Consider the following 10279-nt stretch of genomic DNA (forward strand, 5'->3'; position numbering starts at 1 on the left):
GGAAATCATTTCCTTGCTAAAAGGAGAATGGGACGATGACCAGTGGCAATCATTGAAGCTGGGCGGATTCATATGTCTGCTTATTATCGCCTTCATGTCCTCATACTCTTTTTACGAGTCGCATTTCTAGAACATCGCGCCCGAAAATCGCTTCAAATCCGCGTTCACCATAATCTTTTGTCACCCTAAACCTCGTTTTGACGCCATTAAGGCTCCATGTAGTCGGGGATTTAAAAAAAGAACGCACTCGGATTAAACAATGATAAACTTGCTCCTGACGTTTCTTCCGCGCTGAAATCCGATCTGCCTTCGCCCCGCGGGCTGGAAAAAGGAATCCTCATGAATCGATTACTCTGCCTCCTCACAGGAGTATTGCTGCTGACAGCCTGCGTAGCCCCCGACTATGGCACCGGCAACCGGAGCATCACTAACAACAAGTACTACAATGCCGATATCGGGGTCACCCTGCAATTCCCGGAGAGTTGGGAGCTCAAGCTCGATCAGATCTACGGAAGCGATACCGTGGACCTCGTCGCCCTGGCTCCGACGGTCCAGGATTTCTCGGCCTATACGCTCGTCCAGATTGAAGCGAATCGGGGAAATACCGATTTGGCCGCGATACTCGATACTGTCGGCCTGGAACTGGCGGCTCGCATCCCCGACCTGGGGCAGTATCAAGCCGGACTCAAAGACCTGGACGGCAAGCAATACGCGGAAATCAGCTACACCACGACTTCGAGGGGGAACCTGCTCAAGTACAAGCAGGACTTCATGATCAAGAATGGGAAGGATATCTGGATCAGTTATGTCGACTTCGCCTCGCGATTCGATCAGAATACCGACTTCGTAAGCATCAGTAATAGCATGACGTTTGAATGAGGTGACGGCCGGGGGGAAAAAGAAACCCCCGGCATTGCCTGGTCTCCGTGAAGAGGGGCAACCCGGGGGTCGAAAATCCTGAGCCAGGGGGGATTTGAACCCACGACCCACGCCTTAAAAGGGCGCTGCTCTACCAGCTGAGCTACTAGCTCGGAATCCGGGGAATGGTGTCCCCGGAGGAGCGGCAAAGATAGCTTGGAGGTCCCGTACCTGCAAGCAATTTGCCCGAATTCGGCCCCGGGCTTGATTGTTTTTCGGACTCTATTAAGTACCTTGTTGCCGTGATTTTGCCCCAAAATCCCCATCCGGCGCGCGCGCGTCCTGGCCTGTCCGTACGCTTGTCTTGGGCCCTATTGGCGGGCGCCGCAGGGGTATTCGCCCAGGGCGAGGACTTGGTCGGCACGGCCGAATTCCAATACATCGAAACCTTGGTTTTCGCCCGGCCGGCGGGTTTGGCGGGGGCCTACACGGCCGCCGCCCAGGGCTCCGATGCCATCGGGTACAATCCTGCCGGCGTCGCCAAGGCCGATGCGGGCCGCATGCTTTCGGGCACTTTCCGTTACCATATGCTGGAGATCGCATCGGGAAACGCCGCCTATGCCTTCCCGGGGGCGGATAGCAACATGAGCTATGCCTTCTCGGCCGCCTTCATCAATTACGGCCGCATCGATGAGTTGGATGAGGATGGGAACGCGACGGGTATCAAGTATATGCCTTCGTCCTTCAATCCCTCCTTCACCGCGGCGCGGCGGGTGTCGGACCGTTTGCGCGTGGGCGCGACCTTGCGCGGCTTTTCCGAGTATCTCGGCGACTTCACCGAATCGCAGTTGGGTTGGGGTTGGGGCGTGGACCTGGGGATGCAGTATCAGCCCGCGGCCAGGAACGTCGGGTTCGGGGTGGCGCTCTTGAACGTGGGCCGCAAAGAGCGGTCCCAATTGATCGGCAAGGATGCCGGGGGGTTGCTGCCCATATCCCTCAAGGCGGGATTCTTCTACTCGGCGCCGGAAATGCCCAAGGCCAAGCTTCTCGCCGATGGGGAAGTGCCTTTGCATGGGTCGCCGCGGGCCAGCGGGGCCATCGAGTACGCCTACTCGCCTTCCTTCATCTTGCGCATGGGGAGCCGGGTCCAGATGAGCGAACTGGCCCATTATTATAACTCGCTCACCGATGCGGAAACCTCGACGTGGCAGGGCGGGAACGCGCTCAAGCTCACCGCCGGCTTCACCTTCGTGTCCGACGGCTACGCGCTGGATTATGCGGCGCAGTACTGGGACGGCTTGAGCTGGGTGCATGCCCTAACCCTCAAATACGCCGTCCTCTAATCGGGCCTCCTTTTCCCATGGCAAGCAGAAGAGTTCCAGGCAGGGCGGCGGCGGGGCCCGCTTGAGGGCATTCTTCGCGGCCGCCGCCTTCTATCTGTATAACTCCTTCCTATCGCATGTACCCCTGTATTGGCTGCGCCAGGCGTATCTGACGCGCATCCTGGGATTGCGCCTGGGGCGCGGCGTGGCTGTCCATATGGGCTGCTTCGTCGCGGGGCGGCACATTACCATCGGCGATCATTCGGTGATCAATCGGGGAACCTATCTGGACGGCCGCCATCCGCTGCGCATCGGGAGTAACGTGAGCGTTTCCGCCGAGTGCTATATCCTGACCTTGGATCATCGCGTGGATAGCCCGGACTTCGCGGCCGAGCCGGGCCCGGTTTCCATCGGCGACTACGCCTGGCTGGGGGCCCGGGCCATGATCCTGCCCGGGGTGGAGTTGGGCGAAGGGGCGGTGGTCGGAGCCGGGGCCGTGGTGACCAAGTCGGTGGCGCCTTATGCCATCGTGGCGGGGGTGCCGGCCAAGCCCATCGGGGAGCGGCCCCGGGGCCTTCGCTATACGCTGAAGTATTTTCCCTTGTTCAATTCGGATGTGACCCTGCCATGAATACCCATGTCGAGAATCTGGCCCGCTCCCTGGTTCGGCGCTCGCCCCTGTTGATGTCCCTCTCTTTCCGGGCGCGGGGGATACGGCCCTTGGATAGCTTGGCCGAGCTGGACGCCTTCTTCGACGAATGCATGCGGGGATCCCAGGAGGTCACGGCCGAAGCCCTCGAACGCATGACCAAGGCCTACCTGAAGGTGCCGAAGGCGATCAAAATCCCCGGCGATCCTTTTTCACCCGAATACCGGAAGGCCCAGCACGATTTATACGCTCTGATCGCGGGCCGTCCTTATGAGTTCCAGAACGAGGCCACCGGCTTCGATTTCGAGGCCGTGAAAAACGATTTCTTTCCTTACAATACCGGGAGCGGCGCCTTCGTGGGCGAGCAATTGCTGAAGCAGGGGTTCGCCATCCGCAACGTCCATCTGCCCCGCGGCTCGCGCATCGTGGAATTCGGCGCCGGCTGGGGTAACCTCACGGTGCAGTTGGCGTTGATGGGCTACCGCATGACGGCGGTGGAATTGAATCCGCCTTCCATCGCCCTGATGGCGCACCGCGCGGGCTTGCATGGCAAGACCATTTCCTTCGCCCAGCAGGATATGCTGGAGTTCGCGGAAACCACGCGGGAAACCTTCGACGCGGCGCTGTTCCTGGCTTCCTTCCATCATTCCCTCGATCATCAGAAATTGGCCGAGAACCTGGGGCGCATCTTGTCGCCTCGGGGCGAAATCTATTTCGCGGATGAGCCGATCGCGCCGGTAGGCAGCCCCGTAATGCCGTATCCATGGGGATTGCGGCTGGAGGCGGCCAGCCTATACTACGTGCGCCGCCATGGCTGGATGGAACTCGGCTTCCAGGCCGGCTACTTCAAGGAACTGCTCGCTCGAACCGGTTGGGGCCATCGCATCGTCCCTTCGGAAATCCGCGGCGTACCCGATCTCTGGATCGCGACGCGCAAGACCGCTTAGTACCGTCGCGCCGAACTCCTTCAGGTCGCGCCCGGCTCATTTCCGGCGAGCTGCGATCCCGTCCAATAACGCTTGGGCGGAATTCTCCCAGGAATATTTGCCCCGCGGTGGCTCGCCTGCGGGGCGGGCCCCCGCGAGTACGGCTTCCATGGCATGCGCCAAGGACGGCGCATCGCCGGGAGGGAAGTAAAAGGCCCCCCGTTCCATGACTTCCCGGAAGACGGGGATGTCGCTGCAAAGGACCGGACAACCGGCTTCCACCGCATCGACCAAGGGGATGCCGAAGCCTTCATGGCGCGATGGGAAGACCAGGCCGGCGGCCCCCGCGTAAAGGGCCCGCAAGCTCCCCTCGTCGACGAATCCCAGGTTCAGGACGCCCGTTGCGGGAATAGCGATGAGCCCGGCCGCGATCAATTTCGCATCGCCGGTTACCGCCAGGCGTAAGGCGGGATGCTTCTCGCGCAGCCGGTTGAAGGCGGCTAGGGCGGTGGGGAGATCTTTGCGCGGATTGGTTACGCCCACCACCAGAAAGTAAGGCGTCGTCAGGCCGGGGACGGGATGCGGCTCATGTTCTTCCAGGCGGCTTCCGGCATTGGGGACCACCAGGATGCGCCCGGGCGGCGCCCGGAGCTCCCGGATGAGATCGGCGCGAACCGACTCCGAGACGGTTACGATGGCGGTGGCGAAACGCCGATTGAGGGCGGCATGCAGCCCTAAGAAGAAGGAGTATTTGCGGGAATGGGATCCCTTCGCCAAGCGGTAAGAGAGGTCATGGATCACCGGGAAAGTGGCGAGGCCGGGATGCAGGGCCGGGACGCGGCCCTCGAAGGACACGAAGCTGGTGAAACCCTGGCGACGGCAAAGGGCGGGGATGCCGACCTGTTCGAACCAATCGGTGGCGGGATGATCAGTCAGGTCCATCCGGGAAGGGAAGATGCGGTATCCGGCGAACTCGGAGGCGTAAGGGGAGCCCTCGGCCAGGATGAGGCCGCATTCGGAACGGGGGATGGCGCCGCTGCGCAGGATGTTGTAGGCATAGCGGCCCACGCCCGTCATGCCCGGGCGCACCCAACGGCCATCGAAGAGGATTCCGGTCATATCCCTAATGCCAAGTGGAGGACTCCACGCAAATGCACGCCTGCCTTGTCCAAAAGCTTACGATCGCCGCGGGCGAGGCCGGCGGCCGTGAAAAAAGCCATGCGGGAAAGGGAGCGGGCCAGGAAAATGAAGCGTAGGCCGAAGGCTCCGGCGCGGCCGTGCCAAGCCCGGAAATAAGCCAGGCGCCCGTCGTCGGTGAGGCGGAGGGAACGGAAGGAAAGATGGTCGATGCTGGCGCCGCCCAAATGCACCGCCGAAACCGTCTTTACCAGGTAACGCGACACCCCGCGCTTTTCCGCTTTGCGGCTGAAGTCCACGTCTTCGGCGTACATGAAGATGCCGGGATGAAGGCCGTCCAACTCCAGATAAAGCCGGCGCGGAACCATCAGGAGGGCCCCGGTGATCCAGTCCACCGGAACCACGTCGGCCGGGTCGCGCGCCTGCGCGTCCAACAGGCGCTTGCGCGCGGCCAGGGTGTCGGAGAAGAGTTCGCGGAAATAACCGGCGAGGGTGGGGAAGGGCAGGGCGCTCAATTGGGGGGAACCATCCCCGTACCTCAATCGGCAGGTGAGGAGGCACTCCCTGCCTTTGACCGCGGCGGCGGCTAGCAAGGTCGGGAGGATGGGCTCGGTCAGGTAGGCATCGGAGTTGAAGAGTACGAGCCAGTCGCCGCGGGCGGCTTGCGCCCCGATGTTATTGGCCCGCGCGAAGCCGAGATTGGTTTCATTGGCGATGACGGTGATGCCCGGAAAGCGTTCCCGCAGATGCGCCGCGCTTCCATCGGCGGAGGCGTTGTCCACCACGATGATCTCGAAATCGCGCGGGGCATCGGGGTTCGCGCCTTTCGCTTCGAATGCCTGGATGGAAGAGACGGCTTGGGAAGTCAGCTCCCGGGTATTCCAATTGACGATGAGGAAGGATGCCTTCACTGAGTACCAGGGTGGCAAAATAGCACGCCATCGGGGCTAGCGGCAATGAACCGAGGCGGACCGGACGGATGGGCGATGGGACGGCCCGCGAGGGCGGCATTCGGCCGGATTTGTAGATTTGCCCCGGTGCGATTGCTGTTCATTTCATCCTTCTACCTGTTTCCGGAAACCCGGTACGGCGGCTCCAAACGATTGTACTACTTCGCGCGGGAGTGGTCGCGGCGCGCGCATTTGACCTTGATCAATATGGACAGTTGCGCCGAATGGGCCGGGGGCGATGAACGGCATCCCGAATTCGAGGATTTCCTGTTGGTTCCGGGCCAGAAGGGCGCTGGCTGGCGCGAGCGCTACCTGGAGGGGCATGAGGATTTCCGCGCCGTATTGGAAGCGAACCGGGGCCGGATCGGAAAATTCCTGGCCGGCCGGCATTTCGACGCGGTGCTGCTGGCTTTCCCGTTCAGTTTGCCTTTCCTGGACGGGTACCTCGACAAGGTTAACGCGCCGGTTACCTACCTGGAGGACGATCTTTCCTTCGAACGTTACCGGAGCGAAGCTGGAACCGCGCGCGGGCCGCTAGCCAAGGCCGCCAAGCTAATCCGTATGAAGCAGGCGCTGTCATTCTACCGTCCGCGTCTGGCCCGCGTGGCGAAGTTCGTGGGAATTTCCCGGCAGGAGTTGGACGCCGTAGCGCGCCACTTCCCCAGACCTAAGCGTTTCCTCGCCACTTACGGCTTGCCCATCGGGGAGTTTCCCTTCCTTCCGGCCCCGTCCGGTGGTCCCGTACTCGGCTTCATCGGGAATTACGGGCATCCGCCCAATCTGGACGTCTTGCGTTGGCTGGCGGACGATTTGGCCGCAACCATCCGGGCGCGCTGCCCGGGCATCCGGTTCGCGATCGCCGGCAAGGGCATACCCGAATGGGCCCGCGATGCTTTCCGGAATCAACCGGACGTGCGGCTCCTCGAAAACGTGCCGGACCTGAAGGATTTCTACGCCGGCATTTCCGCCTTCCTCAATCCCATCCGTACGGGCCGGGGCATGCGTACCAAGCTGGTGGAAGCCGCCGCCTACGGCCGTCCCATCGTGACCACTTCCTTGGGGGCGGAGGGCCTGGAGGATCTGGAGATGCGCATCGCCGACGGCTCCGAAGGCTTGGCCCGGGCTTGCGCCGATCTCTTACGCGAGCCGGATCCCTCGGACGCGGTCCGCCGTAATCGCGCCACTGTGGAAAGCCACTACTCCCTGGAAAAGGTAGCCGCCGAACTGCTCGCCTTCCTGGAGCCTTCGTGAACGCACCCTCTTCAGCAGCATCCGGACCTTCCCGACGGCTTTCCATTTGTTTCAACGCGCTCTTCTTGCAGGATCATTTGGGCGGCATCGGCAATTATACCTTGCACCTGATATCGGGCATGCGGCGCGCGCGGCCGGATTGGGAGCTGAGCCTGCTCGTGCATGCGGGTACCGCGCCGCGATTCGCCGGGTTGGAAGGGGTGCGCATCCTGAAAGTGGGACTGCGCAGCCGCTGGGCGCGCCTGATGTATTTCCATTTGCTTTTCCCTTTCCTGGCGCGGCGTTTCGACCTGTTGCATTCGGTGGGCAACATGGGCATGCTCCTCTGTCCCATCCGCCAAGTCATCACCATCCACGATTTGTATGAGCGCGTTTCACCGGAACGGTTTTCCCTGGGAAAACGTTTGCTGATGCGGTTCCTGATCGGTTGGTCGGGGCGTCGGGCGGCGGCGGTGATCACCGACTCCGAAAACACCCGGCGGGATATCGCGCGCTTCTATCCCCGCGTATCCCTCAAGACCCGCGTGGTCTATTTGGGTATCAAATTCCCCGTGGCGACGGGGGAACCGGTCCTAGCCAGGGAGGATTTCCTGTTCGTCGGCACCATCGAGCCGGGCAAGAACCTGCCGCATATCCTGGAGGCCTTCGCATTGTTCGCCGCGCGCCGGCCGGGCCGCCTCAAGGTCGTGGGCGCCGAAGGATGGGGCCATTCGCATATCCCGGCCATACTGGATCGGCTGCGGATCGGGGATCGGGTGGATTTCCTGGGCTACGTGCCGGACGCGGAATTGCGTAACGTGTATGCTACCTCGCTCGCCTTGTTGATGGCGTCCAGTTACGAAGGGTTCGGATTGCCGGTGATCGAAGCCATGGCCTGCGGTTGTCCGGTGATCGCCGCCCGGAATTCCAGCTTGATCGAAGCGGGGGGCCAAGCGGCGCTCTTCTTCGAGACCGGCGATATCGGGGGCCTCGCGGCGCGTATGGAAGAAGTAGCCGATAGCGCGGATTTGCGCCTGCGATGCATCCTGAAAGGCCTTGAGCATGCGGCCGGATTTTCTTGGGATAAAACCGTCGAAAATACCTTGGCTGTTTATACCGCCTCCGGCTTCTGAATTTTAGTTTCCTGTAATCTGAATTTAAGCATCCCGCAATTTAAATCTGGTCCCGCAATGAAAATCAAAACTTTCCTTACCTACTTCCGCCCCCGGTATTTCCTCACCAGCCGGCGCGGCCATTGCCCCATGTGCGGCAAGGCCACGCTTTTCTTCATGAACGATACGCCGGAAACCATCCGCAACCACGCCTTGTGCGTTCGCTGCGGATGCTGCTCGCGGCACCGCCATTTGGCCCTTAGCGTGCAGCGGGAGTTCGCCGCACGGGGCATCCGGAGCCTTTCGGATTTCCGCGCCTATCCCGAACTGTCGGTGCTCAATGCCTCTACCGGCACGCCGGTGGCCCGCTTCCTCGGTGCAGGACCGAACATCATCTGCTCGGAATATTTCGACGACACCCCTCCCGGCGCCATAAAGGGCGGGATCCGCAATGAGGATCTGGGAAATCTTTCCATGCCGGATAACTCGCTGGACCTGGTGGTAACGGAAGACGTTTTCGAGCATATACCCGCTTGGAAACTCGCCTTCGGGGAAGTCCACCGGGTGCTGAAGCCGGGCGGATGCCATATCTTCACCATTCCCTATTATTTCAACCGCAAGACGCGGGAGTTGTTCCAATGGGAGGGGGATAAACCCGTCTTGACGGAACCCGTGGAATACCACGGTGATCCCATTCGCGGAAGCATCCCCGCATTCCTGCATTTCGGCCGCGATTTGCCGGATATTCTGGAAGGCATGGGTTTTGAAACGCGAATCGAAATCACGAGTTTCGCTGAGTGCGAACGTTATGGAACCTGGGATTCGTTCACTTTGGTATCGCGGAAGAGTTCCGTGCCGGCTCCATCCGGTTCGCAAGCGGCGGGCGTCGGCGCGGCTCGCGCCGGGCGGACATCGCATGAACTCCGGCTCAACAAGTATTTCCGCCAATTGAAATAGAACATCCGAACCAGGCGCAAGGACTTCACCTCTTGCGTGGATTGCCCGCCGAGGTGCACAGCCTTGGCGCCGCCGATATAATGGCAAAGGAATCCTAAGTCGCGCGCGCGCTTGGCCAGATCGGTTTCCTCGAAATAGAGAAAGAAGGATTCGTCCATTCCGCCGAGCTTCCGCACGAGATCGCCCTTGATCAAGAAGAAAGCGCCGCATGGGAAGTCGACCGCATGGGTGTCTTCATTTAGGGGCGGGCAAACGGCTCGCAAACGGTTATAGCGTCGCGTGAAAATCTCCTGCGCCAGGACGCCGGCGGTAGGGAAGCAGCCGTAAGCCGGGCCGGATTTGCCGGTTCCGTCGAGAAGCAGGCAGGCTCCCAATCCCACTTCGGGATGCGCATCCAAGTAGGCGATCATGCCCTTCACGCTATCATCGAGCAGGTACGCATCGCTGTTCAAGTACAGGACGTAACGCCCGCTCGCGAGCTTGAGGCCGGCGTTGTTCCCCCCCGAAAAGCCCAGGTTCGCATCGGAACAATGCGCGATCACCCGCGGATGCTTTTCCGCGTAGGAGCTCAGCCAAGCGGGGGTTCCGTCCGTAGAGGCGTTGTCCACAATGATCAACTCGTAGTCGATCTTGCCATTGAGGTAGGCCGCTACGCTCTCGGCGCATTGCTCCACCAGGGCGCGGGTATTGTAGCTTACGACGATAATGGATAATTCCAACATGTGTTACTTTGCCGGCGAGCCGAAGCCCGGAGGGCAATTGGGAATGTAGCAAAGTGGAAAAGTCTGGAGAGTATGCCACGAACTGTCCGGTCCCGGTTCCGGCATTGCCCCAGTTATGAGGATGACCTAATCAAGTACCGATTGCGCCCAGGTTCGCGCCGGCCAAACTAATGAGATATCCAGTTCCAAAAAATCCTGGCAAGGTCAGAGAATCTAGGTTGAACAGGGGGATATTAAGTAATATCAATCAACATATTTAATGGTCATTATTGTCCGGTTATTTCGGAAAAGCAGAGAGAGGATCGAAATATTCCATCTGGGAAATTCCGTTACCTCATGGAGCCTACCAAAATTTGTATCTTGCCATTCCGGTTTCTGATTCTTGGAAATGAAAGGCGGCTATAGTGGCTAGTAGG

9 protein-coding genes and 1 tRNA gene are annotated in these 10279 nt (G+C 60.5%); 7 read left to right on the plus strand and 3 right to left on the minus strand.

Annotated features, from left to right (window positions below; all coding sequences use genetic code 11):
- Positions 1 to 339: 339 nt before the first annotated feature.
- Positions 340 to 879 (plus strand): hypothetical protein, encoded by a 540-nt coding sequence (locus JF616_00445; protein MBW8886196.1) that lies wholly within the window; start codon positions 340 to 342, stop codon positions 877 to 879.
- A gap of 79 nt (positions 880 to 958) precedes the next feature.
- Here JF616_00445 and JF616_00450 read toward each other — a convergent pair.
- Positions 959 to 1031, minus strand: a tRNA-Lys gene (locus tag JF616_00450).
- A gap of 129 nt (positions 1032 to 1160) precedes the next feature.
- Between JF616_00450 and JF616_00455 the strand changes: the two genes are divergently transcribed.
- From JF616_00455 to JF616_00465, 3 genes are all read left to right on the plus strand, one after another.
- On the plus strand, positions 1161 to 2201 hold the full coding sequence (locus JF616_00455) for a hypothetical protein (GenBank protein ID MBW8886197.1): 1041 nt from the start codon (positions 1161 to 1163) through the stop codon (positions 2199 to 2201).
- A gap of 196 nt (positions 2202 to 2397) precedes the next feature.
- Positions 2398 to 2811 (plus strand): acyltransferase, encoded by a 414-nt coding sequence (locus JF616_00460; GenBank protein MBW8886198.1) that lies wholly within the window; start codon positions 2398 to 2400, stop codon positions 2809 to 2811.
- On the plus strand, positions 2808 to 3776 hold the full coding sequence (locus JF616_00465; GenBank protein ID MBW8886199.1) for a class I SAM-dependent methyltransferase: 969 nt from the start codon (positions 2808 to 2810) through the stop codon (positions 3774 to 3776). The genes JF616_00460 and JF616_00465 overlap by 4 nt, the downstream gene beginning before the upstream one ends.
- 36 nt (positions 3777 to 3812) lie before the next feature.
- Here the strand turns inward: JF616_00465 and JF616_00470 are convergent, their stop codons facing one another.
- Both JF616_00470 and JF616_00475 read right to left on the minus strand, forming a co-directional pair.
- A complete protein-coding gene (locus JF616_00470) occupies positions 3813 to 4874 on the minus strand; it encodes a glycosyltransferase family 4 protein (GenBank protein ID MBW8886200.1) in 1062 nt (353 codons plus the stop codon).
- Positions 4871 to 5803 (minus strand): glycosyltransferase family 2 protein, encoded by a 933-nt coding sequence (locus tag JF616_00475; GenBank protein MBW8886201.1) that lies wholly within the window; start codon positions 5801 to 5803, stop codon positions 4871 to 4873. Before JF616_00475 ends, JF616_00470 begins: the two co-directional genes overlap by 4 nt.
- A gap of 126 nt (positions 5804 to 5929) precedes the next feature.
- On the opposite strand from JF616_00475, the gene JF616_00480 reads away from it, so the two are divergent.
- From JF616_00480 to JF616_00490, 3 genes are read left to right on the plus strand one after another with little or no spacing between them, the layout of a single operon-like run.
- Positions 5930 to 7093 (plus strand): glycosyltransferase family 4 protein, encoded by a 1164-nt coding sequence (locus JF616_00480; protein MBW8886202.1) that lies wholly within the window; start codon positions 5930 to 5932, stop codon positions 7091 to 7093.
- Positions 7090 to 8205 carry a glycosyltransferase family 4 protein gene (locus tag JF616_00485; protein ID MBW8886203.1) on the plus strand — a complete coding sequence of 372 codons (1116 nt, stop codon included), beginning with the start codon at positions 7090 to 7092 and terminating at the stop codon, positions 8203 to 8205. Before JF616_00480 ends, JF616_00485 begins: the two co-directional genes overlap by 4 nt.
- Positions 8206 to 8262: 57 nt before the next feature.
- Positions 8263 to 9141, plus strand: coding sequence for a methyltransferase domain-containing protein (locus JF616_00490; protein MBW8886204.1), 879 nt, complete (start codon positions 8263 to 8265; stop codon positions 9139 to 9141).
- Positions 9142 to 10279 lie beyond the last annotated feature (1138 nt).

It is taken from the genome of Fibrobacterota bacterium (assembly GCA_019509785.1).
GTDB lineage: Bacteria > Fibrobacterota > Fibrobacteria > UBA11236 > UBA11236 > Chersky-265.

Bases quoted from the DNA above. Each gene is read 5' to 3' on its own strand.
- JF616_00445 (MBW8886196.1), top strand. From the start codon at position 340: ATGAATCGATTACTCTGCCTCCTCACAGGAGTATTGCTGCTGACAGCC.
- JF616_00460 (MBW8886198.1), top strand. From the start codon at position 2,398: ATGGGCTGCTTCGTCGCGGGGCGGCACATTACCATCGGCGATCATTCG.
- JF616_00465 (MBW8886199.1), top strand. From the start codon at position 2,808: ATGAATACCCATGTCGAGAATCTGGCCCGCTCCCTGGTTCGGCGCTCG.
- JF616_00470 (MBW8886200.1), bottom strand. From the start codon at position 4,874: ATGACCGGAATCCTCTTCGATGGCCGTTGGGTGCGCCCGGGCATGACG.
- JF616_00490 (MBW8886204.1), top strand. From the start codon at position 8,263: ATGAAAATCAAAACTTTCCTTACCTACTTCCGCCCCCGGTATTTCCTC.